A 22,788-nucleotide genomic window follows, 5' to 3' on the forward strand; every position below is an offset into this window, starting at 1 on the left:
TAGTCAGATCGATCCGTCATGAATATTGAGGGTTTCCACGTGACCAGTTAGCTTGAGCTGATGAATCTCTCTCAGATGCGGATCATGCGCGAACTGGCCGAGCGCGGCACGATCGCGGCCGTCGCACGGCACCTGCATGTGACGGCGCCGGCGGTCTCGCAGCAGCTGGCCGCGCTGCATCGTGAGCTTGGCGTCGCGCTGACGTATCGGGTGGGGCGCGAGATCCGCCTGACCGAGGCCGGCATGGCGCTGGCCGAGATGGCGGGCACGGTGCACACGCTGATCGACCGTGCGGCCGAGACGGTGCGCGAATACGGCGACGACGCCGGCGCACGGGTGCGGGTGGCGGCGTTCCAGAGTGCCGGGCAGGCGTTGCTGCCGGGATTGCTGGAGGACGCTGAAGGTGGCCCGTCGCTGGTGTTCGGGGAGCACGATGTCGCGCAACCCGAGTTCGCCGAACTCGTCGACCAGTACGACCTCGTCGTCGCGCACCGGATGGACCACGACGAGCCGTGGCCGTCGGAGCAACTGTCGGTGACGACGCTGTTGAGCGAGCCGTTCGACGTGGCGATGTCGGTGGACCATCCGCTGGCCGGGCGGTCATCGGTGTCCGCGGTGGAATTGGCGGACGAGTCGTGGATCGCCGCCCACGCGGGCTTCGCGCCGGACGTCGCGCTCGGGGTGGTCGAGGCGACGGCGGGCGTGCGGTTCCACCGCGCGCATCGGGTGAACGACTACCACCTGGCGGCGTCGCTCATCGTGGGCGGGGAGCTGCTGGCGTTGTTCCCGAGGTACACGGCGCCGCGGGCCGACCCGCGGCTGGTGCTGGTGCCGCTCGAGGACGTGCGGATCGCCCGCAACATCGACGTGCTCGCGCGTCCGCATGCGCTGGCTCGGGTCGCGGTGGCGGGGACGCTGGAGCGACTGCAGGACGGAGCTGATGCGCTGCAGCGGGAGCGTCCGGCGGCGCCGGCCGGTCCCGGGCTGCATCACGTCGAGGTGTGGCTCGCGGACGTGGAGGCGGAGCGTGCGAGCTGGGCCTGGCTGCTGTCGCGTATCGGGTTCTCCATGGAGAGCGAATGGCCGGGCGGCGAGTCCTGGGGGGCCGGTGACACCTACGTCACGCTGACGGCGTCGCCGAACCTCAGCGCGGAGTCGCACGATCGGCGCCGTCCGGGCGTGAACCATCTCGCGTTCCGTGGCGGCACGCGGGAGGCCGTCGACGCGATCATGTCGGCGGGCCCCGAGCACGGCTGGCGGCCCCTCTACCAGGACCGCTATCCGCACGCCGGTGGTGAGCAGCACTACGCGGGCTGGCTCGAGAACGAGGCGGGCTTCAAGGTCGAGGTTGTCGCGGATCCTAGTCTCAGCGGGTCGCGGGCTGACGACGTCTGAGCAGCGCCGCCCAGATCTCGACGCTGACGATCGCGATGATGACCAGGCCGATGCACCCGAGCCCGGCGATGGTGTTGCCGCTGAGCAGGAAGATTCCGCCGAGCCCGAGGCAGACGAGCAGGAGATCGTTGAAGCTCCCGGCCCGGGCTGTGACCGATAGGTCACGCTCAAGACCAGCCGACTCGTCGACCCGACCCTTCGCGAGGAGGTGTTCACGGAGCATCTTGGACCCCAGGCCGGCCGAAAGGACAATCACCGCATAGACCGCGCTGACCATCGGCGGCGGGACCTCCTGCCAGAGAACGGTCTGGACCAACCACGTCAGCAGAATGGTGCAAGCCACGGCCGCCGTGAAGATGTACCAGGGCCTACTCACCAGACTCCTCCCTCGCTGCGGTCGGCCGACACCGGACATCTCATCGACGCTTGGCGCGGGGAGAGATGCCGTCAATGCGCTGGTGGCATGAGCCACACGTGGCGTCTCTGGCATCCGCCCCGAGATGCGATCGTGCGTCCTCAGAAATGAGGGGTTCCGAGATGGAATTTAACATTCTACATTCTTGCCACGGCCAAATCGGTCGATGAAGTCAAGGGAGTGAGCATGAACACGATGAAGCGCAGCATGATCAGTACCTGCACGGGCCTCAGCCTGGCGGCAGCCCTGACCATCACCAGCGCAATGAGCGCGGGAGCGACGCAGCTGACCGACGAGGATCCAGCTCACTCGTCGAGCGCCACGACACAGGTATCGGAAGACGAGGCTGTGGTCGACGTCAGCCCGAGCGACGTCGATACTCAAGCCGTTCCCGTCATCGCGATCATCATCGCCGTGATCGCCATGGGTGGGTCCGCGCATGCGATGGGAACCGAGGCAGCGCGGAAGGCCTACTACGCGGGCCTCCGCAATGCCGAGTACCAATCGATCAAGTGGACGGTGCGTGCAACCGTCGTGACCGCCCTCGGCCCCGCACTCGGTGGCACGTTCATGGTGGGTTTCGAGAACCAGTTCTACGCGATGTCATGAGGATGTCTCCGGAACAGATCAGGCGGATGCTGATCGTCATCTCGATCATCTTCGCGGCCTTCGCCCTGACGAGCTCAGTCGGCGAAGACGGCACCCCCGGAATTGGTATCGCCATGGCTGGGGCACTGACGCTCCTGGCGATCATCGCTGCGCGATCAGGTCCACCGACGCGAGAGCGTGATGCCGCGCCGACGGAACAAAACGCCGAACGAGGGGCGTGTTCCGAGGGCGGTGCTCCCACGCGGTGAGACGACTCGTCGGAGCGTGACCGACACGTGACGGTGCATACAAGGCGGCGGAACTGTCGCGGGTTGGAACTTCTGGGCGGTAGACCTCGCTCTGTCCCGGACGCTCGCGGACGTCCGCGCGACCTACGCGGGTTCGACTAACTGAATCACCCGCGACCGCGCTCCAATTAAAGCCTCGAAACGATCGTCTCTCCGCTTCGCGCCAACCTCCCCGAGGCCAGCCCGAACTCGAGGGCTTCGTCGAGGCGCGACCCGATCGCGGCGGTGACGCGCTTGCCACCGAAGATCGCAAGGGTCTCGCGGCGGAGTTCGTCGGGCGAGAGGCCGGCGGACTCCTCCGCTGCGATCGCCATCGCGTTCGCGATCTCCACCAGGGAGATGTGCTCGATCGCACGAGCCGCTTCGGCCGACGACTGCCGCGCTCCGCGCCAGGTGAGTGGGTCGATCGACGTCGGCCAGGCGAACGGTTCGTCGGAGCGGCCCAGCAATTCGGCCGGGACCTTGTCGAGGATGGACTTCGCCCGCGAACCCACCACCCGGTCGAGACCGAACGCACCCGCGACCAGCTTCGCCAGACGCGACACGTGGATCGGCCCCTCGGCCTCAACCGCAGCACGGATCGCACCCTGCACCGCGACGACCGACTGACGCCCCGGCAAGCGATCGAGCACCTCGATCCCGCCCAGCGTGGGTGCATCCCAGGGCTGATACTCGGACAACTCCGGGTGGCGCGCGGAGGTGTCCGCCACCGGCACCGCCTCGAGGGACTGCGCCGAACCGACCTTGCGGTCGCGGAACTCCGACAGGGTCTCCAGTGACGCCAGCCGCTCCGACCACTCCCGCACTCGGGCGCTGCGAGCGGCCGCGGGCGCATCCGAATCCTCGCCAGTGACGTCCGCATCATCGGTAGCCGACGCATCGGCCGCATCCGACTCCGCACCAGCCGACGCTTCCGCCGCTGCACTCCCCGCAGCCACCCGCTCGGCAGCAGCCTCCACCGCCGCGACCAGCCGGTCCAGCACCTCCTCGCGGTGGTGCAGCCACTCCGGCAACCACACGCGCTCGACGCCCGGCCACCGCATCAGGCCGCTCAGCACCTCGATCGGCAGTCCGTCACGGTCCGCGACCGTCCGACGCTCACGCCACGACGCCCCGTCGAGCAGTACGGCCACCAGCGGCCTGTCGGGCTCCGCCTCGGTCGCGATACTGATGTCGACGCGGAAGTCCGACAGACCGACGTCCGTCCGCACGGCATGCCCGGCGTATCGGAGCTCGTCGGCGATCTCGTCGCGGTGGCGGTCGATGATCGCCTGACGACGACCATCCTCACCCGCGGCCTCGCTCCCCCGCTGAGCCAGCTCCAGATACGCCTTCAGGTGCTTGATGCCGATCGACGAGGTCTGCTCCGCCCGCAACTCCGAGGGGTCGAAGCTCGCGAACAACACCACCTGTCGCCGAGCCCGCGTCACAGCCACGTTCAACCGCCGCTCGCCACCCGCACGCGTGAGCGGCCCGAAGTTCAACGGGATCACGCCCCTCTCGTTCGCACTGAACGCGATCGAGAACAGGATCGTGTCGCGCTCGTCGCCCTGCACGTTCTCGAGATTCTTGACGAAGAGACCGTCCTGCTCATCGAGCGCCAGCGCGATCCGCGGGTCGACACTGTCACGCAGCAGATCCTCGATCAACGTCCGCTGCTGCGCGTTGAACGTGATGACCCCGAGCGACGGCGTCTCGTCCGGTGAAGCCTCGAAGCGACGCGAGATCTCCTCGACGATCGCCTGCGCCTCCACCGGGTTGGTCCGCAGCGACCTGCCGCGACCGCCACGCTCGAACTGCCCGTCGAGTCGCACGAACGCCAGCCCGTGACCGGCCACCCCACCGTCGCCCGCGCCCGCGAACGGCGCCGGGAACGACGACAACTGGCTGTCGTAGTAGTGATGGTTCGAGAACGCGATGAGCGACTCGTCCTGGCTACGGTAGTGCCACGACAGCCACTTGCTCGGCACCCGCGCCTGCACACACTCGGAGAGGATCGACTCCTCGTCCTGCAACACCTCGCTCGTGAAGTCGGCGTCGTCGTCGATCGTCGCGCCGGCCTCGGCGAACGTCGTCGGCGGCATCTGCTTGCTGTCGCCCACGACCACGACCGAGCGCGAACGCCCCATCGCCCCGATCGCGTCGGCGACGCGGATCTGCGACGCCTCGTCGAACACGACGATGTCGAACAGCTCGGCGGCGGCGGGGAAGAACCGCGCGACCGACTCCGGGCTCGCGAGCGTGCAGGGCATGATCTGCGTGATGAGCTCGCCGAAGTTCTCGAGCAGTGCGCGGACGCTCATGCCGCCGCGCTGCCGGTCGATCTGCCGACGCAACCCGCCGACCTGACCGCTCTCCGACTGCGAACTGAACGTCCGCAGGCCGAGTACCGACGCCGGGATCGCCCGCGGCAGCTCCTCACGCACGGCCTTCACGCTCGTGGTGAAGCGGGTGACGCTGCGGTTGTGGGCGGTGGCGTCGAAGGCGTCGAGCGTGGTGGTGCGCTCGCGCTCGTCGATCGACGCCTGCGCGAGGCCCTTCTCGAAGGCGAGTGTCGCGTCCTCGGTCTCGATGCGACCGGCGAGGATCGCGGCGCGGACGTCGTCGAGTCCGTGGGTGCGGAGCGGTTCAACGACCCGCACGAGGTCGAGCCAGCGTTCGAGGACGACGGGCTCGGCGGCGTCGAGACGGCGGGCGTCGCGCGTCGACCACCAGGCCTGCAGGAAGCCCTCGCCACCCGACCACGCCGACAGGCGCTCGGAGCTGACGGACGCGGTGCGCAGGAAGTCGCTCCAGGTGCTCGCGAGCGTCGTCAGCGCCTGGGCTGCCTGCTGCGACGGCTGGGTCGTGGCGTAGTGGTCGCGGACCGCGGTGATGAACGCGTCATCGGGCGTGCCCGGCAGGCGGAAGCCCTCCGAGAGCCAGCGGTACCAGCCGAGGAGTTCGCGGACGGGCTGGGTCGGCTCGACGAGCGGGTTCCAGCGGTCGCCGACGAGCGGCAGGGCGGTGGACCGGAGCGTGCCGCGGAGCTGGACGAGACGGTCCTGCGCCGCCTTCGCCTCGGTGAGCTGCGGGACAAGCTGCTTGACCTTGAACGAGGTCGCGTCGACGGCGAGGACGTCACTCAGCTGGGCGAGCGCTGCCCGGAGCCGCTTCTTGCGACCGAAGAAGCTCGACGCCGCGGCCTGCTCAGCGGCGTGGAGGGGGCCGGCGATGTCGCGATCGAGGATGGTGGGCGTGAAGGTCGAGCGCCACTCGGCCTGGGCGTCGCGGAGCTGTTCGGCGGCGGCGAGGGCGTCGTCGAGCCGGACGAAGTCCTCAGGCCGAGTCCCGGCCATGAGCGCGCCGATCGGCAGGCGTGGTGCGGCGACCGCGGTCGACCAGAGGCCGAGGAGGTCGGGGCGCGTCGCGAGACGCAGGGCGTCCATCGGGAGGCCGGCGTCGAGCGTCGTCGCCAGAGCTGCGTCCAGCGCTCGGCCAGCATGCTGCACGGTCGCGGCGTCGAGCCCGGGAGCCGACGGACCGTCGAGGAACGCCCACGGGTGGGTCGTGCTCGGGCGGGCGAGGTCGGAACGCTCGGGGAGGTCGCGGAACACCTGCCGCAGCTCCTCGAAGGCCTCGGGCGTGCCGGCGGCGACGAGCTGCTCGGGGATCGCCATCGGGACGAGGTCGTGGTCCATCGCGAGCAGGCGACTCCGTGCGGAGTACAGGGAGAAGCCGGCGGCGTTGACCTCGTGGAGGCGGTCGGCGTAGCGGGTGAGGGTGCGGAGGCCGGACTCCGACAGCTCGCGGTTGGTGCTCAGCGCGTCGATGTCGGCCTTGATGCGGAGGTCGAGGCCGGTCTTGATCTGCGCGCGGACGACGTTTGGCCGCGCACCCTTGTCGTGGAGGTCCAGCGAGAACGTGCCGAGTCCGACGTCTTCGAGTCGCTGCTTGACGACGTTGAGCGCCGCACGCTTCTCGGCGACGAAGAGGACCTTCTTGCCCTCGGCGAGCGAGCGGGCGAGCAGGTTGGTGATGGTCTGCGACTTGCCGGTGCCGGGCGGGCCTTCGAGCACGAAGGTGCGGCCTGCGACCGCTTCGGCGACGGCGTCGAGCTGCGAGGAGTCGGCGGCGACCGGGCAGTCGAGGCCGAGGCGGTCGAGGTCGGTGTCGGTCTGCGCGGGCGTGGGGTCGGCGTAGGCCTCGAGCGGCGAGTTGATGAGGTGGTCGACGAGGCTGTTGGACGCGAGGGTCTCCCAGTTCTCGTCGAGGTCCTTCCACAGCCGGTACTTCGCGAACTGGAGGATCGACAGCGACGCCGTCTCCTCCACACGGAACGGGAGGCCGGCGTCGAGGATCGCCTGGCGCACGGCGGTGAACGCGGCCGGGAGGTCGATGCCGGAGCCGTCCTCGACGGGGTTGGCGAGTCCGGGGATCTCGAGCCCGAAGCTCAGCCGCAGCTTCTCGAGCAGGCAGTAGTTGGGTGTGGAGGAACCCGACTCGTCGAGGGTGAGGCGGTAGGAGGAGCCGCGGCTCGTGGTCGTGAGCGTGACGGGCACGAGCACGAGCGGTGAGCGGAGGTCGCGGTCGCCGAAGCGCCAGCTCAGCATGCCGAACGCGAGGTAGAGGTTGTTGGCGCCGGTCTCCTCGACGATCGTCTTGGCCTTGTAGGCGAGGGCGCGGAGCTTCGTCGGGTAGGCGGCCTCGGTGACGTCGATGAAGGCGCTTTTCTTGTCCTCGAGGAAGGTGATGCGGTCGCTTTCGGCGAGGTCGCGGCCGAAGCGGATGCCGCGCTGCTGGTCGATCGTCGCGACGCTGTCGGAGGCGACGAGGGTGAGCGGGGTGCCGTGGTTGATGCTGTCCTCGAGGCGTCCGAGGGCCGGGCCGGGGACGGCGAGCTCGAAGCCGGAACGGTCGGTGTAGTTGATGAGCTTGTTGCGGAGGCTGAGGTCGAGGAGGGCGTTCTTCCAGGTGGAGACGCGCTTCGGGACGTCGGGGCCGTGGCCCGCGGCGGTGGATTCGGCGGTGGCCGGGGCGTCCTGCGTGAGGGCGCGGGCTTCGGGTGCCTGGTAGAGGGTGACGACGGGTTCGCCCTCGGCGCCTACGCGGCGGCTGGGCAGCGGGTAGATCTTGCGGAGGCGGGCCTGGACGACGTCGGTGACGCCGATGAAGTCGTCGAGTGAGCCGGCGAGGTGGTCGGTGTGGGGCCGGCGGGAGGCCTCGGCGAAGGTGGCGGAGGTGCCGGTGAGCATGGTGGTCTCGACGACGCCGATGCGGCCGAGTCCGAGGGAGTTGACGGCTTCGGAGACGTCGGTGCTGGCGACGACGTCGAGGGTGGTCTGGACTCGCCAGTAGCCGAGGAAGATGTGGTCCTTGAGCAGCCAGAGCAGGGGGTGGATGCCGATGGCTTCGAGGACGGACGCGAGGAGGATCGTCGTGTCGAGGCAGGTGCCGAGGTGGCTGGTGAGGACTTCCTCGGGGGTGCGGACCTTCTGGCCGCTCTGGCCCCAGCTGGCGGGCGGTTCGGCGTAGCGGATGTCGCGGGCGCGGGCGGCGTCCCAGACGGCGGCGACGATGGCGTCGATGCGGGCGGGGTCGTCGAGTTGGTAGGTGGCGAGGGAGCTGTTGCCGGTCTGCTGGTCGAGGAGGTCGGAGACTTCGAGCATGAGCTCGCTGACGACGAGGGCGTTGGGCTGCACGTGGGCGGCGAGGAGCTCGAGGCCGAGCTGCACTGGTGCGGCGATCCACTGATTGGACGCGAGCACGGTGACGGGGCTCTCGACGGTACCGAGCTGGGTGCCGGCGGCGTCGCGCACGGTGACGCGGATGACGCCGGGGCGCTGTTCTTCGACGAGGAGCATGCGGCGTGGGTCGAGGAGGACCTCAGGGCTGCGGAGGAGGGTGGTGCGGTCTTCGCCGAGGTCGGCGAGGAGCACCTTGGTGTCGGCGAGGGCGCCGTCGGCGGTGACGACGTCGATCTCGACGGACGCCGCCCGGCGTTCCCCACCGTGGTTCTCGAGGACGATCTCGTCGATCACCGCGATGCTGCAGTGCGCCATCGCGTAACTGAGCGTCGGCGTCGCGCTGACGCGGATGGAGACGGAAGAGGGGGCTGCGCCTTCGGCGACCAAGGAGCCTGCGGCGCCGTCAACGGAAATGGAGCCTGCGGCGCTCTGCCCATCTTCCGCTTCGCACTCGCTGGCCAACCCTGTCGACGCAACCGCTCCGGTCCCTGAGCCTGTCGAATGGCTCATCTCGCCAACGCGCCCCGTCCCTGCCAACGCAACCCCGTCGGTCCCTGAGCCTGTCGAAGGGCCCATCTCCCCACCGCTCTCCGTCTCGGCCAACGCAACCCCCTCGGTCCCTGAGCTTGTCGAAGGGCTCAACACCCGCCCCTTCAACGCCCCCACAACTGCAGCCTGCTCCGCAGCCCCAACACTCTCCAACAGCAACTGCATCGAATCCAACGCCCGATACGCCGTCTGCTCCGTGAACCCGGCGTTGTGGGCCCAAGCATTCCGAACCTCCCGAAGCTCACTCGCGTACCCGCGAGCGCTCCGCGACAACACGCGGTCGAACGGGTACCCCAGTTCTCCGATCCGCTCGGTCATCGCCCGAAGCATGAGTGACACGTCGGTCACCGAGTACCGCCCATGTCCGCCCCCGGCTGCGCGGTCCTTCTCCTCGATGATCCGAGTCCACTCGACCCCGGGCACTGACTCGGCAAACGCACCCTCGACGATGGGGCGAAGCCCCAACCCGAGCTGCTCGAGCCCCTGGCCGACGGCGGAGTTGAGTTCAGAAGCGTCCACGTGTGGGCCTTTCATCGGGGTGGTGCGTTGGAATCGAGCGCGGACCTCGTCCATCAGATGGCCGCGACAGAACTACACCCTGTGGCGTCGGTCGCGACAGTGAGATGTTGTCGCCGCGACCCCAGGAAGTCTGCCGGGCGCGCCTGTACGAACCCTAACGAACACTGGGGACACCACTGCCTCGCGAGCTTCCCGACCCATCGCAACTGACGGTCACTTGCCCAACAAGAGTTGGCCATTCACTCGATAGGCAACACCTGGCCGCTAGTGTCGGCTCATGCCGCTCATCACACCTGCAAGTCTCTCCCTCGAGCTCCAGGTGGATCAGAAACGCATTCGCAACGTCCTCCGGGAGCTGTACGGCACGCTTCCAACCGGGACGACGCGCTGGGAGCTCAGCGAGGAGCAAGCCGACGCAGTGCGTTCACGTCTTCCCGCAAGCGAGGCCAGCAAGGAACGTCAGTGGACGCTCGAGGTCGGCGACACAGTCCGTCGCCGCGAGATCCATGATGCCTTTCGTGGTCAGCAGCAAGGCGGAATCTCGACTCCGAAGAGCATCCCCGCCATTCTGATCTTCACCGACCCCAAGGAGGGCGCGAAGTTCGGCTACGACCGGTTCGAGGGGCTACGTGAGGACGGCTCCTATTCGTACACGGGCGAGGGGCAAGAAGGACACCACGAGTTTCTCCGCGGAAACAAAGCTCTGCGCGATGCAGCTGCCGATGGCAAGACCATCCGTTTGTTTCGGACGAGCGGGACGATGGCAACCTACGTCGGCGCGTTCACAACGGGTGAGCCTGTCTATCGAATGGAGACAATCCCCGATGCGAGCGGTGCCCCTCGGTCCGGGATCATCTTCAATCTCGTGCCCGTCGATGCCGATACCACGCTCCTCCCGCCGTATGGCGGCGAGCGCCCGGCAAGTGCCACGATCACCGACTGGACGCCGCCGAATCACTCTGACATAGTCGTCGCCCAGGATGAGCTGGTCACAACCGGCGAACGAGTGGTTTCGCGGGTCGAATTCGAGCTGCAGGCCGACTTCGGCCGTTGGCTCGAGAGTCAAGGACACGTCATCAAGCGACTCACGCTTCCCACGGAGTCGTCCACAATCGAGCCTGATCTATACGTCGAGTCCAATGGCTGGATCGTCGAAGCGAAGAAGTCTTCCGGGCGCGCATACGTGAGGACCGCCATTGGCCAGGTTCTTGACTACGCGCATGTCGCGCGCCGCGCTGGCTACACCGTTACCCCGGTCATCCTTCTACCGGGCCACCCGGAGCGAGAGCTCCTGCAGTTGATGACAAGCCTCGACATCACCGTCGTCGTCCGCCGTGGCGATTCGTTCCATGCACTACAACCGAATCACTAACGCGGAGTCCAGCTTCGGGTTCGCCTTGCCGTCATTGCGATCCGGCCTCGAACTGCGACGACAAGAAACTCCTGAGGTGCGCCCGGAGGTCGGGATCGCTCACGTATACGTACATCCCGCGGATACCGCGCGTCAGTAGCACCGTGTAGATGTTCTTACCAGTGCCGGGATCGCCCTGCACAATCGCGGTGCTTCGCTCAAAACTTGCGAGCTCTTCAAAGAGCCCTTCGAGCATGCCTTCCACCGCCATGCCCTGATCGGGAGTGAACGCTTTAAACGGCGGCAGCTTGAAGAGTCAACCTCGCGGATCAGTTGTCGGGTGGGCGTCTCGAACGACACCGCGAGATAACCATGCGAGCGAATATAGTGTCTGATTAGCTACTCTCGACCAGGCGCTGCTGCGCCTGATCATAGATGTGCTCGGTGATCTCACCGGACATGATCATCGCCACAGCGGTGTGGATCACGTTGAGCGGCACGACGAACCACTCGGACGGATCGTAATTTCGACCCTTTCTGTCGACCTGTGTCAGGTCCAGTCGGACGTCTGCGAACACGCGGTGCAGTAGATGCTCGAGCGCTGAGGCCTTGACATTGTAGAGGCGGTAGTCCGCGACAATCTTGACCGGCGCCATGAGGTAGGTCGGCGAGGTCTGGGCGCCCTTGACGCGCTGTTCGACACTTGTGGTTGAGAACCCGATTTTGTGCAGATCCGTCAAGTTTGAAATCAGTGGGTCAGTGCTCATGGACTGTAGGACATAGATGTGGCCACTCTCGACATCGGCATCGAGGATTTCGCTCGCGTCGATCCCGGTGCGGGCCAGGACCTGTCCCTGTGCCTCGTACATGCGTGTCATGAGGCTTTGCCTGTACATCGCCGATTCGGTGCCGTTCTCAAACACGACGCGCAGCCGTTGCTTTTTTTTCTGCTTGCCGCCCACGACGAGGTCCACATCGTCGCCAACCTCGGCGACAAAACACATGACGCCGCTGAGAATGAAGAACACACCTTCGCGGATGAGGTCCATGCCAGTGAAAGTCCTGAGCTCGAACGTGCCCTCGGCGAGCTCAGCGTGTTTGGCTTTGAATAACGGCTCGAACATCGCGAAGTCTTCAGACTTAACACGCTGTGCGACCGATTCCGGTGACTCGGGACGCTTGATCACCGGCAGACCGGACACGTCCAGGATCCCGGTTTCATCGCCCAGGAGGCCGTCGAGGTCATCGCCTTCGAGCAGTTCATCGAGCGACGACGGCCCTGCCGGTGCTGTGAGTAGACCGAACTCATCGAGGTGCCTGACTGCGGACGCCTTCTCGTCACTGGCGAGGAACCCATCGAGCCGTGCTCCGAGCTTCCGTTCGGCGATCTCGCGCGTCTGCGAACTCGGAAGCCGCCCCTCCGCGCGACGAAACTCAGCTATCTCGAGGAACGCCCGCTCGAGCCGGTCCGACGACGTGAGCTGCTTCGATTTCTCGGCAGCGGTGAACAGATCGTCATCGAGGATGTCGTCGAGCGTGAGGACAGTGTTCTCGTCGTCCGTGGAGCTAACTTGCGTCATGACCGCTCCACCGTCTCGGTTTCACGTTGCTCGGCCTTGCGCTCAGCGGTGCGCCTCCGCAGATACAGCAGCGCTGTGGCCAGCCGCTTCTCTGTCGGGTCCTCAGACCGTATGTCCGGGATCTTACCGTTCACCTGTCGCCACGTCTTGATCGTGGTCACCAGCGCCAACGCCTCGTCGTCTGTGAACTCGATCTTCGTCGCTGCAATCGTGTCCTGGATGATCCGAAGCACCGAAGGCGTGACCGACTTTGACAACACCTCGAAGGCCCGCTGGAACGGATTGACGGAGTCGATGAGGTTGATGTTGATGTCATCGATATTGACGAACTTCTCGGCCATCTTGATGAAGCGCTTATCGCCGACCTCGCGGACTTCGCTGTTCTTAATGACCGAGTCAACGACGACCTGCTGGCGGACTTCTTCAACCTGCGTCTCGTCCAGTTCTGGGTACTTCTCACGGATAATCTTGGGGATCAGTATCTTGTTGGTCGTCTCGGCGTCGATCGAGCCGGCCGCAGCGCGCGCGAATGTGTCGTCCTGCAGGATGGTTGCCTTGAGGTCGTTGAGGTCCGTCGCGACGATCTGCTTCACGCGCCCGCTCGTGGGCTCCTTGAAGCCCTTAATCTTCAGCTCGCCCTTCTTCGCGGGTTCGTCGTCGCCGAACTTCTTCGTCTTGAACGTGAAGTTTTGCGCGAGCACCTGCTCCATGAGCAGGGAGGCCGTGATCGCTTTCAGCATGTTGTTCACTGAAACCTTGACCTCGCCCTGTGATGCGTCGGGCTCAGCGATGAGGTTCGTGAACTGGGCATGCTCCTTGCCCATACTGTCCCGGGTCACTCGGCCGATGATTTGGATGACCTCGGTGAGCGAGGCCCGATACCCGACGGTCAGCGCGTGCTCCGCGAAGGGCCAGTCGAAACCTTCCTTCGCCATGCCGAGAGCGATGATGATGTCGACCGCGTCACGTTGTTCCGATGCGGTGTGTGCGAGGTAGTGGAGGGTGTCGCCGCGCTTTTTCGGGTTGGTATCGTCGACGAGGTCCGCGACCCGCACGAGCGTGCCGGTGTCGGTGCGGCGCACGCTGATGATGCCCGTGTCGGGGTCTGTTGCCTCGACCCGCCCGATGGCATCGATGATGAACCCGACCTCTTCGATCTTGTCTTTCGTCGATTCGGCGGCGTTGACGCTCGGGATGTGCACGAGCGTCTTCTTGTCGAGGTTCAGCACTTCGTGGATCGCCTCGGTGTAGCGGCCCTGATAGAAGTGGTGGCCGATACCAAGGGAGCGCAGGTACTCGTACCCGTTGAGCTGGTCGTAATAGTTGAACGTGACAGGTGTGAATTTCGCTTCATCCTCGGGTGCAAGAACTGGCACCGAGTCACCCCGGAAGTAGGAGCCGGTCATCGCGACGATGTGCACGTCGGAACCGTTCATCACGTCGCGCAGCAACGCGCCGAGCCGAGAGGTTTCGGTGTCCGCAGAGACATGATGGAACTCGTCGATCGCGAGCACGGTGCCGTTGAACGCCTCGGGGGCGAGCTTCTCGAAGGCGAAGCGCAGTGTCGCGTGCGTGCACACGAGCACCGCATCGCGCCCTTCTAGAAACCTGATGAACGCGCTGACCTTGCCGGCCGATGAGCCTGCGTCGCAGAGATTGTTGGCGTCGTTGACCTCCCAGTCTGCCCAGAAACCGAAATCCGTTAGAGTCGTCGACGCGAACGAGGCACCGATTGAACGCTCCGGTACCGCGACAATGACCTTCTCGCGGCCCTGGTTGTAGAGCTTGTCAAGCGCGACGAACATGAGTGCACGCGACTTCCCGGACGCTGGCGGGGCCTTCACGAGCAAGTGCTGAGCATCACGCTTCGCGAATACACGCTGTTGCATTTCGCGCATACCGAGCTCGTCAGTATGCACCGAGGCCTTCGTTTGTGCGTATGTGACGTCAACGACGTTGACGGGCTTGGTAATCGCATTCACTTCGATGCCGCCTTCCTCGGAGCTCTGGTTTTCTTCGTTGGAGCTTTCGCGGTCTCCGCAGCGGTCATACGCTCAAACATCGCGAACAGGTCCGAGAGACGCTGCTCGTCGGTCTCATAGGTCTTCTTCGAGTAAATCGAGTCTACGAGCGCATCGACCTCAGCGTGAGCCGCGCGAAGATCTTTCGGCATCTTGTCCGGGTCGTAGAGCTCAGCCAAGGTCTGTTCACAATGATACTCGCGGACGTCGAGGACTCGCAGGGCGGCGACCGTGAGCTTTTCTCTACTCGACTCCGAGAGCGGTGGTACAGGGAAGTTATTGTAGACAATGGTATTTGAATATCGGTAGTCGGTTTTCATCCGGCCACCGACAGCTCGCGTCCATGCCATGTGCATCGCCGAGTTCAGAAGCGCGAACAGCCACGGCTCTGCGTCGTAGATCGCGAACGCTGCATCAGAGATGACGGTGTCAGGGCCGAGGAATCCCATCGGCATGTAGGGACGCCGCTCCGATGACACGCGTGGCACGATGATCGAATCAGTGGGCTTGTAGCGAACCTCTCCGAATCGGTGTGGCACAGCGGCAAGTTTCTTAGTTGATGCTCGCTCACTGCTTGAGCGGGAAGCCCTGACTCGTTCAATCCGAGCCGCAATCTCCGGTATTGCCGTGGCATCTCCAACATCCACGTTGTCGATCCACAGTGTGAACCGGTCGATATCTGAGATAAATTCGAAAGCGCCCACGAATTTCTTGACGAAGCGTTCTGCCTGCGGATCCGCGTCAAGGAGCTTGTTCCGTTCCTCGGGGCTCAGAATGAGGGCCCCTTTGTCGTTGGGCATGCTGCCAAACGACATCGTGGGGACCATCGACAACGGCTTCGCCCGCTTGTCCACGAACACGTTTTCGCCGTCAGCGAGGTAGCCGTTGATGTTCGTCGCGGCGATCTGCAGGTCATCGGTGTAGATGTATTTCGGGCCTGAGGACCTATTCCGCAACCCGATCACCGCGACGGTCACGCCGGCATTGCGTTTCGCATTGTTCTCCCACTTGAAGGAGGTATAGGCGAAGCCAATCTCGATGCCCTTTGCGAAGATCATCGGGAACATGAGAGCGACATGTTCACCCTGGGCGACCGAGTTTGTCGTGACGAAGGCGAGCGCCGCCGACGTACCCTCTATGTAATCGGCACCCTTAACAAACCACAGGGCGATGTAGTCGAGATTCTTCGAATATGAGCGACCCTCGAACACGAAGTCGTAGTCGATCTTCTGTTCCTTCGTTTGGGTCTTCGCCCCGACATAAGGAGGATTTCCGATCAAGTAGATCTCAGACTTGTCGTCGTTCGGGCATACTTCGTTCCAGTCGACGCGCGTCGCGTTCCCCGCGCGGATCTGACCGGCTTCCTTGAGCGGGATCAACGGGATCGAGACGCCGAACCTCGCCCGGAATTCGCTGTTCATCTGGTGCTTCGCGATCCACAGAGACAAGACGGCGACCTCGGTGGCGAAATCATCGATCTCGATGCCATAGAAGTTCTCGATGCTGATTCTTGAATCAGCCCACAGCACCTGGTACGTCGAGCTGAGCTCGGCGAGCCGCCCGAGGATCGCGTGTTCGAGCTTGCGCAGTTCCTTGTACGCGATGACGAGGAAATTGCCGGACCCACATGCCGGGTCGAAGACTTTAATGTCGGCTATCCGGTCCAGAAGGCGTACGAGACGACGCTCGCTGTCATACGCCGCATCGAGCTCCGCCTTCAGAGCGTCGAGGAACAATGGCTCGATGGTCTTGAGGATGTTCGGCACCGACGTGTAGTGCTGACCCAGGTCACTGCGTTTGCCGGGTGTGACGATCGCTTGGAACATCGAGCCGAAGATATCGGGGTTGATCTCGCGCCATATGAGCATGCCCGACGAGATCAGCTCCTCGCGAGCCGTCTTGGTGAACCGCGGCACCACATGCTCATCGGTCATCGCGAAGAGACGACCATTGACGTAGGGAAAATCTGCGAGGTGCTTCGGCTTTGCCTTCGGGTTCTCGGTGTCAAGCGCGGCGAACATGTCTGTCAAGAACTCGGCCGTGTCTGATCCGTCGGACTGAGTGTGCGAGCCGACGGAGTTCGTGAATTGGTTCTCCTTAAAGATCCCTGTGTCCTCGGCGAAGAAGCAGAACAGCAGGCGTGTGAAGAAGATGTTGAGTGCGTGCCGGCCGCGGTCGTCATCAAAAAGCCCGGGGTTCGCGTGCAGCAGCTCGTCGAAGAGCCTGCCCATGCGCTCAGCAGCTTTGACGTCGGCGTGAGCTTCGGCGACGTACTGAGCCTTCTCCATGCCTGCCCACGGCAGGAAAAAAGTGAAGTGCTGGTCGATCTCGCGGATCGGGAACCCGATCATCTGGCCGGTCTTCGAATCTGTCGCGATGAGATCGACGTAGTCGGTCACGATGACGAAGCGTGTGCTGAATCGGACGACTGCAGGCGAGGACTTGAGCTCCTCGATGACCGCTAGTAGGTCTCCGGTGGTCTCCTTGAAGTAGACCGTGTTCTTCTGCGCGACTTCGAAAATAGGATCCGCGGCGACGTTCAGTGCACCGTTGCGCAGGCGGGTGACGTTGCCCTGCGGTTTCCCGAACGCGAGGAGCAGATCGAAGATGAACTCCCGGTCGTAGGTCTCACGACTGGCAAGCGGAGCAACGCGCTCTTCGACGGCTTTGAGACTCAGTCTCGCCATGGGTGTTTCCTATTCTCGTGCACGCTACAGGCCTGGGAAGAACCAGCAGATCTTCGCGCATGTCGGCTCGACCCTCAGCCGAAATCTTCACGCGGGTCAAGCTTATCCACCAGCTACAGAATGTAGATCTGTATCCCGACTTTGGCGAGGGGTGGAAGCCCCGGCAGCCCCATGTTCAAGGCGATGGGACCCTTCTTCGGGTCTCAGATTGATGTCGGTAGAGCGTTGCGCGGCTCCAGCCGACGAGCGCGGCTGTGCGTCCGCGGCTACGTGCCTCGGCGACGAAGGCGAGCTTCTCGGCGATGATCTCGCGGGTCACGGGCGGGCGCCCGAACCGGGTGCCCGATTCGCACGCCGCGGCGATGCCGGCGTTGACGCGTTCGACGGTGAGCTCGCGTTCGTACTCGGCCAAGGTGGCGAGCATGTGGAGCATCAGCCGACCCACATGAGGCTGCCGAACATCGGGTCGACAGAGGCGGGTATATCTCGACCGAGACCTCTCCACTTCGCCTTGAACGTCGAAGTGTTGAGCGAGCCGTTCGAGCGTGAACTCCTGGCGCAGCTTGCAGGCACTGTTCTGATTCGCGAAGAGCCCCTTCTCCAGGTGTGCCTCGGCCTGCGGGACGGTGTGGATCCACTGAACCGACAAGTCCGCCGTCCTCGTGACCGGCGAAACCGAGGCGCTCCTCGTCGACGCCGGTTTCACCCGCGCCGACGGCCACCGCCTCGTCGCGGCCATCCTCGACTCCGGCAAGACACTCACCACGGTGTTCGTCAGCCACGCCGACCCCGACTTCTACTTCGGCCTCGAGGTCGTCGCAGACGCCTTCCCCGACGCAGCACTCGTCGCCACCCCCGTCGTCATCGAGCACATCAACGCGTCCTTCGAGGGCAAGCTGACCGCCTGGGCCTCCCTCGGCGCCAACCTGCCCACCCGACTCGTCCCCCTCACCCCGCTCAGCGGCGACGCACTCTTCGTCGACGGCCAGCGCCTCGAACTCAAGGGCGCTTCAGCCGCCCTCCCGGACCGCCAGTACCTCTGGAACGCGGAGCACCGCGCCATCCTCGGTGGCGTCCTCCTCTTCCAGCAGGAGCACGTGTGGACCGCCGACACGGCGACGCCGGAACTCCGCGCAGCGTGGATCGAGCTCCTCGATGAGATGCAGGCCCTCGACCCGCAGCTCGTGATCGCCGGTCACCGCCTCCCCGACACCGCGAACGACGCGACCGCCATCGACTACACGCGCTCGTATCTGCAGGCGTTCGAGACGATCGTCGCAGCGTCCGCTGATGGCGCGGCCGCGACGCAGGCGCTCGTCGAGCAGTACCCGTCCTCGGGCATGCTCATCGCCGCCCAGATCGGGCCGAAGGTCGCGAAGGGTGAGATGACATGGGGCTGAACGAGACCACCACGACCGAGCCGTCCTCGGCAGCACGCGACGTCGTGCGGAGGCAGTACCTCACCTCCGCCGCCGGCGACCTCGACGCACTGCGGGCGACCCTCGCGCCCGACGTCGAGTGGACCGAGATGGCCGGCTTCCCGCTCGCCGGCACGTACCGGACGCCGGAGGGCGTCACGAGCAACGTGATGGAACGACTCGGCGCGGACTGGTCCGACTGGACCGCGCACGACGACACCTACGTGGTCGACGGCGAGAACGTCGTCGTACTCGCGCGGTACACGGCGACGCACCGCGGCACGGGTAAGGAGCTGAACGCCCGGGTGGCCCACCACTTCGTCGTCCGCGGTGGACTCATCGTGCGCTTCGAGCAGTTCGTCGACACGGCCCTCGTCCGCGACGCGAGCCGGTAGCGACTGGGGCCGGCAAGCGAAGGGGCGGGGCTGACATGTCCCGCCCCTTTCGCTGTCGGCATGGACCACGAACCGAAGACGGCAGTGATCCAGGGCGCCGACCTCGGTACGGTGGAAGCAACGCAGCAGAGAGGCACCACGCGCATGTCGTATTCGAATCAGCCGCCCGCCCAGAACCAGCCCTACCCGCTGCCGGTGCCCGGCCCGGCCCCGGTGAAGACCGGAAAGCGCGGCAACGGCCTCGGCATCGCCGCCCTCATCGTCGGTGGGTTCGCGCTCATCGGTGCGTTCATCCCGATCCTGAACTACATCGCCGGGTTCGTCGGACTCGTCGGCCTCGTGCTCGGCATCATCGCACTGTGTCTGAAGAACCGGACGAAGGGCTTCGCCGTCGCCGGAACGATCATCTCGGCTGTCGCGATCGTCCTGAGCATCATCCTCGCGGTCACCTACACGGCCGGATTCGCCGGACTCATCAGTGACGCCGTCAAGACCGCCGAAGCGAAGTCATCCGAAGCCGCCAACAAAGAGATCTCGATCGTCTACGAGGTCAACGGCACCGCCGCCGACGCCTCCATCACCTACTCCACGTACTCGGCCGGCAGCAGCAGCACCGAGCAGTCCTCCGGTCAGGCGCTCCCCTTCATCAAGGAGCTGACCGTCAAGGCCGGTCAGCAGTACGACTTCGCCTCCTACTCCCTCCAGGCGCAGAACGGCGCGGAGGACACCGGGTCCGTCAGCTGCAAGATCACCGTCGACGGCGACGTGGTCGCCGAGCAGACCTCGACGGGCGCGTATGCGACGGTATCGTGCTCCGCGTCGGGTGCCGATGGGGTGTCGGAGAACAAGTAGGCGGTCGCAGGTTGACCGAAGTCCGAGCCCAGGCGTCTCGTGCTCGTGTTCTGCGGCTCGACGCCTCCGCCGGAATGCTGAAGGTCATGAGTGATTATCGCGAGGTGCTTACCGGACCACTCTGGGTAGCGCGCAGGATAGAGCACCTGGCAGCTTGTTCGAAGAACGAGGGCAGCACGCCGCCCTAGGTTCGAACACGCGCTAGTCTTCCCGGGCTGCACGCACGCGATTAATTGCGGCCACTCAAGTATCAGCGAGCCAGCGAGCGCCTCCCACATGACTCTCGGCCAGGAGGCGTTTCTGCAGGCAGCCTCACACAGCACTCGCGCGGACAATCTGAGAGGTCAAGTCACCCGTTACCGCTGGCCGTAGGAATGAAGTTGCCTATCGAAGGTCCAAACCCGAACTTGCGTGTTCGAAAGCCCTTCCTCAATCAAATCCCGTTCGACAAGAATCGCTATGTCCCCGGTTCCCAATGAACCAGCAGTGAGGTGCCCTAGCAGATCTGTACCAGTCGAATCTCCAGCCACGAAACGGTCGAGAAACGCAGAATCCCACGGAACATCTCTGATTGTCCATGGTGGACTCTGCTTTCGCGCAAGTTCCAAGGCATTCAAGAGCCGTTTCGCAGCCGCCCTACGGTCTCCGGAGCCATTGGCGATCAGATTCCCCGTCTCAATAATCGTCGAAACAGGAAGAATGAATGACACCCCACCATCGATGCGACGATCGAATTCAGCCAAAACCTCACTGTGGCGCGCATCTCTCCCGGGAACCTGAATTAGGGCAGCGAACACCGAAGTATCTACGAGGTCAATTAGTCGAGGCATCGCCTAGTCCTCAAACAATGAGCGAAGGTTGCGTCGTTTGGTCTCAGTATCCACAGATCCCGGTCTGAGCCGATCTTGGACTGCATTGGCTCCAAGAGAATCCTTGCCAAGGATTTCGATGTAGTCAGGAAAGTCAACGAGTCGCGTGATCCGACTCCATCCCTCTTCATCTCGGCTAGCCACAACAACCGAGGCGTGATCAGCGCCGTCGAGAGCGTCAAGAATCGCCGGGCTGTGGGTTGTAGCTATCGTCCGCACGGAACGATCCATCGCGGCCGCTTTCAACCGCTGCAGTAGTTGCGCCGCCTGGGAAGGGTGCAGACCGTTCTCGAGTTCCTCAACGACGAGAATACGCCCACCTTCGGAAGATCCATGCGAGGATTCGGGAGAGTCAAGCATTGCAGCAGCGATCGCCAAAAAACGCAACGTACCATCGCTCATAAGGCGGGCCGGGACAGCTTGAGTGACACCGCCAATTAGCTCTTCCACTGTCACCATGACATCGCCCAACTCGCTCGAGACACTGGAAAGGTCTGAGATCTGGGCCTCGGAGAGATTAGCGGTCATTTCGAGAAGGGCGGCCCGCGCCTCGCTCTCCCGAAGGAGCTGGCGGATTACCGCGGAAAGGTTGTCTGCCGTTCGACGCAGCCGACTATCCTTCTCGGGCACATACTCGCGCATCTGATGCGGTATGGGATCAAGGAGAAATACGCCAGATATCGCGGACAGCATGCCCTCAGCAACTTCGTGAACCCTCCTACCGGCAATTGTCGTGGCAGGTACCCGCGTTGCCACTTGGGAGGTCATGAGCTGGTTGGCGCGCATAGTCACGGGCGGGTTTGTGCCACGTTTTCCGTTGTCCCAACGCGCAACAATATCTCCTGAGTGAGGCGTGGGCGGATCTGACTTCAGGTATTCGAGTGGCTCACCCTTGCGATTACCTGATGTGCGCAGAGTCCAAAGTCTCTCACTCAGGATTTGAACGTCAGGCCTGACTCGAATTTCAAGCTCAAGGTGGACAAGCTCGTTTGATATTTCGGCGACGCAGCCGATCCGAAATGAGTCCTGTCCTAGCGGGGCACAACCTTCGGATCCACCTCGAACTACTGGCCCAAGCCGGCCCCCATCGAGCGCATCACGGACATCGGCCCCGCTTGCCAGTGCCGAGAGCACCGCTAAGCCATCGAGGACATTCGACTTCCCGGATCCGTTCCGTCCCACAATCAGCGTCACTGGACCAATAGGCACGACGCCGTCGCGCACGCTCTTGAAGGCGTCGAGTCGGAGTTCCTGGAGCGTTGAGACGGCCATATGCCCAGCCTAGAGGCTTCCCTCGGCTATGCACACTGTCACGCGATGGCTATGTCAAGAGCAGTGTCACTCAGCGCCGGAGGTCTCCAGGGCCACTAGCCGGGCACTTTCGTGCGAGCCTCTGCACGACGTCACGATGCATGGAGTACTCTGCACCCCACCTCGTTTGGAGGATTGGCAGCGCTTTCGAAGGAAGACGAACCTGCCAGGCGCGATCTGCGCCAGGAGCGACGCCCGGAAGCGGAGAAGTTGACGATCATATCCCCCTTGTGAACCGGAGGAGAGACGGGCCCGGCCACCGACGCCGCACTCACATCGAGAGGCGGCGCACGAGCTCTTCGACGGTCGAGAACTTGATCGACTCGACACCCTCTTCGTCGTCCTCGTCGGGCTCGACCTCGACGGCCTCGAACGCGAGGTCGGCGTCGAGCTGCACGAGCACCGAGCTGTCGGGGAACTGCTTCGGCGCGTCGAACGAGAGCAGTACGGCGTCGGTGAAGACGATCACCGAGCGCAGCACGAGGTCGTCACGCAGATCGGCGGTCTCGATGACCTCGTCCGACTCGACGGCTTCCTCGATCTCCGACGCCACGCGGTCGAGCAGCACCTTCCACTCCGCCGTGGGCGTCGACAGGACCCGCTGCGCCAAGTCGGCGAGCGCCGCCGGCTCCGGCTCGCCCTCCTGCTCCTCGGGCTCCGGGTCGACGTTGAGCATGACCTCGGCGTCGATCGCGTCGAAGCGGGCGAGCCCGTACACGAAGGTGTCCTCGATCTCCGGTGAGGCGACGAGGCCCCGACGCGTGAGTTCTTCGGCCAGGGCAGTCAGCGATGCAGTCATGCGCG

The 22,788-nt window shown here is 64.4% G+C and carries 16 protein-coding genes and 2 pseudogenes; 8 read left to right on the forward strand and 10 right to left on the reverse strand.

What is annotated here, in order from left to right:
- Positions 1–75 precede the first annotated feature (75 nt).
- A pseudogene (locus A4X17_RS19735) lies at positions 76–921 on the forward strand (LysR family transcriptional regulator); the annotation flags it as partial.
- Between the two features lie 24 nt (positions 922–945).
- Positions 946–1,395, forward strand: a complete 450-nt coding sequence (locus tag A4X17_RS19740) for a VOC family protein (RefSeq protein ID WP_231884429.1) — start codon at positions 946–948, stop codon at positions 1,393–1,395.
- Here A4X17_RS19740 and A4X17_RS16660 read toward each other — a convergent pair.
- Positions 1,367–1,771 (reverse strand): hypothetical protein, encoded by a 405-nt coding sequence (locus A4X17_RS16660; protein WP_064296781.1) that lies wholly within the window; start codon positions 1,769–1,771, stop codon positions 1,367–1,369. The two genes, A4X17_RS19740 and A4X17_RS16660, sit on opposite strands and share 29 nt — an antisense overlap.
- 225 nt (positions 1,772–1,996) lie before the next feature.
- On the opposite strand from A4X17_RS16660, the gene A4X17_RS16665 reads away from it, so the two are divergent.
- Positions 1,997–2,419, forward strand: coding sequence for a hypothetical protein (locus tag A4X17_RS16665; protein WP_157583583.1), 423 nt, complete (start codon positions 1,997–1,999; stop codon positions 2,417–2,419).
- A 26-nt stretch (positions 2,420–2,445) separates the two neighbouring features.
- Positions 2,446–2,667 (forward strand): hypothetical protein, encoded by a 222-nt coding sequence (locus A4X17_RS16670; protein WP_157583585.1) that lies wholly within the window; start codon positions 2,446–2,448, stop codon positions 2,665–2,667.
- Between the two features lie 167 nt (positions 2,668–2,834).
- Here A4X17_RS16670 and A4X17_RS16675 read toward each other — a convergent pair whose 3' ends face one another.
- Positions 2,835–8,747, reverse strand: coding sequence for a DUF3320 domain-containing protein (locus tag A4X17_RS16675; RefSeq protein ID WP_369808471.1), 5,913 nt, complete (start codon positions 8,745–8,747; stop codon positions 2,835–2,837).
- A 384-nt stretch (positions 8,748–9,131) separates the two neighbouring features.
- A pseudogene (locus A4X17_RS19850) lies at positions 9,132–9,554 on the reverse strand (Swt1 family HEPN domain-containing protein); the annotation flags it as partial.
- 223 nt (positions 9,555–9,777) lie between these two features.
- Between A4X17_RS19850 and A4X17_RS16680 the strand changes: the two are divergent.
- Positions 9,778–10,872, forward strand: coding sequence for a hypothetical protein (locus tag A4X17_RS16680; RefSeq protein ID WP_064296783.1), 1,095 nt, complete (start codon positions 9,778–9,780; stop codon positions 10,870–10,872).
- Positions 10,873–10,903: 31 nt separating this feature from the next.
- On the opposite strand, the gene A4X17_RS16685 is transcribed toward A4X17_RS16680, so the two are convergent.
- The 5 genes from A4X17_RS16685 to A4X17_RS19745 all read right to left on the reverse strand — a co-directional run bounded on the left by A4X17_RS16685 (position 10,904) and on the right by A4X17_RS19745 (position 17,788).
- Positions 10,904–11,122: a DNA/RNA helicase domain-containing protein gene (locus A4X17_RS16685; protein WP_064296784.1), complete on the reverse strand. Its 219-nt coding sequence runs from the start codon at positions 11,120–11,122 to the stop codon at positions 10,904–10,906.
- A 124-nt stretch (positions 11,123–11,246) separates the two neighbouring features.
- Positions 11,247–12,431 (reverse strand): GIY-YIG nuclease family protein, encoded by a 1,185-nt coding sequence (locus A4X17_RS16690; protein ID WP_064296785.1) that lies wholly within the window; start codon positions 12,429–12,431, stop codon positions 11,247–11,249.
- On the reverse strand, positions 12,428–14,413 hold the full coding sequence (locus A4X17_RS16695) for a DEAD/DEAH box helicase (RefSeq protein WP_064296786.1): 1,986 nt from the start codon (positions 14,411–14,413) through the stop codon (positions 12,428–12,430). The genes A4X17_RS16690 and A4X17_RS16695 overlap by 4 nt, the downstream gene beginning before the upstream one ends.
- Positions 14,410–17,139, reverse strand: a complete 2,730-nt coding sequence (locus A4X17_RS16700; protein ID WP_064296787.1) for a DNA methyltransferase — start codon at positions 17,137–17,139, stop codon at positions 14,410–14,412. The genes A4X17_RS16695 and A4X17_RS16700 overlap by 4 nt, the downstream gene beginning before the upstream one ends.
- 175 nt (positions 17,140–17,314) lie before the next feature.
- Positions 17,315–17,788 carry a recombinase family protein gene (locus tag A4X17_RS19745; RefSeq protein ID WP_231884426.1) on the reverse strand — a complete coding sequence of 158 codons (474 nt, stop codon included), beginning with the start codon at positions 17,786–17,788 and terminating at the stop codon, positions 17,315–17,317.
- A 13-nt stretch (positions 17,789–17,801) separates the two neighbouring features.
- Here A4X17_RS19745 and A4X17_RS16710 point away from each other — a divergent pair, with 13 nt between their 5' ends.
- The 3 genes from A4X17_RS16710 (at position 17,802) to A4X17_RS16720 (ending at position 19,804) form a co-directional block, all read left to right on the forward strand.
- Positions 17,802–18,539, forward strand: a complete 738-nt coding sequence (locus tag A4X17_RS16710; protein ID WP_082916247.1) for an MBL fold metallo-hydrolase — start codon at positions 17,802–17,804, stop codon at positions 18,537–18,539.
- Entirely contained in the window at positions 18,530–18,952 is a 423-nt protein-coding gene (locus tag A4X17_RS16715) for a nuclear transport factor 2 family protein (RefSeq protein WP_064296788.1), read from the forward strand. Before A4X17_RS16710 ends, A4X17_RS16715 begins: the two co-directional genes overlap by 10 nt.
- A gap of 144 nt (positions 18,953–19,096) precedes the next feature.
- On the forward strand, positions 19,097–19,804 hold the full coding sequence (locus A4X17_RS16720) for an MmpS family transport accessory protein (protein WP_197479112.1): 708 nt from the start codon (positions 19,097–19,099) through the stop codon (positions 19,802–19,804).
- 833 nt (positions 19,805–20,637) lie between these two features.
- Here A4X17_RS16720 and A4X17_RS19050 read toward each other — a convergent pair.
- The gene (locus A4X17_RS19050; RefSeq protein WP_082916249.1) at positions 20,638–21,945 is read right to left on the reverse strand and encodes an AAA family ATPase; all 1,308 of its coding nucleotides are present in this window, start codon (positions 21,943–21,945) and stop codon (positions 20,638–20,640) included.
- A gap of 310 nt (positions 21,946–22,255) precedes the next feature.
- Positions 22,256–22,783 carry a hypothetical protein gene (locus tag A4X17_RS16725; RefSeq protein ID WP_064296789.1) on the reverse strand — a complete coding sequence of 176 codons (528 nt, stop codon included), beginning with the start codon at positions 22,781–22,783 and terminating at the stop codon, positions 22,256–22,258.
- Positions 22,784–22,788 lie beyond the last annotated feature (5 nt).

It is taken from the genome of Plantibacter sp. H53 (genome assembly GCF_001650455.1).
Taxonomy (GTDB): Bacteria; Actinomycetota; Actinomycetes; order Actinomycetales; family Microbacteriaceae; genus Plantibacter; species Plantibacter flavus_A.

Coding starts and splice junctions, on each gene's coding strand:
- A4X17_RS16665 (WP_157583583.1), top strand. CDS start 1,997: ATGAACACGATGAAGCGCAGCATGATCAGTACCTGCACGGGCCTCAGC.
- A4X17_RS16670 (WP_157583585.1), top strand. CDS start 2,446: ATGCTGATCGTCATCTCGATCATCTTCGCGGCCTTCGCCCTGACGAGC.
- A4X17_RS16675 (WP_369808471.1), bottom strand. CDS start 8,747: ATGGCGCACTGCAGCATCGCGGTGATCGACGAGATCGTCCTCGAGAAC.
- A4X17_RS16680 (WP_064296783.1), top strand. CDS start 9,778: ATGCCGCTCATCACACCTGCAAGTCTCTCCCTCGAGCTCCAGGTGGAT.
- A4X17_RS16685 (WP_064296784.1), bottom strand. CDS start 11,122: ATGGCGGTGGAAGGCATGCTCGAAGGGCTCTTTGAAGAGCTCGCAAGT.
- A4X17_RS16690 (WP_064296785.1), bottom strand. CDS start 12,431: ATGACGCAAGTTAGCTCCACGGACGACGAGAACACTGTCCTCACGCTC.
- A4X17_RS16700 (WP_064296787.1), bottom strand. CDS start 17,139: ATGGCGAGACTGAGTCTCAAAGCCGTCGAAGAGCGCGTTGCTCCGCTT.
- A4X17_RS16715 (WP_064296788.1), top strand. CDS start 18,530: ATGGGGCTGAACGAGACCACCACGACCGAGCCGTCCTCGGCAGCACGC.
- A4X17_RS16720 (WP_197479112.1), top strand. CDS start 19,097: ATGTCGTATTCGAATCAGCCGCCCGCCCAGAACCAGCCCTACCCGCTG.
- A4X17_RS19050 (WP_082916249.1), bottom strand. CDS start 21,945: ATGGCCGTCTCAACGCTCCAGGAACTCCGACTCGACGCCTTCAAGAGC.
- A4X17_RS16725 (WP_064296789.1), bottom strand. CDS start 22,783: ATGACTGCATCGCTGACTGCCCTGGCCGAAGAACTCACGCGTCGGGGC.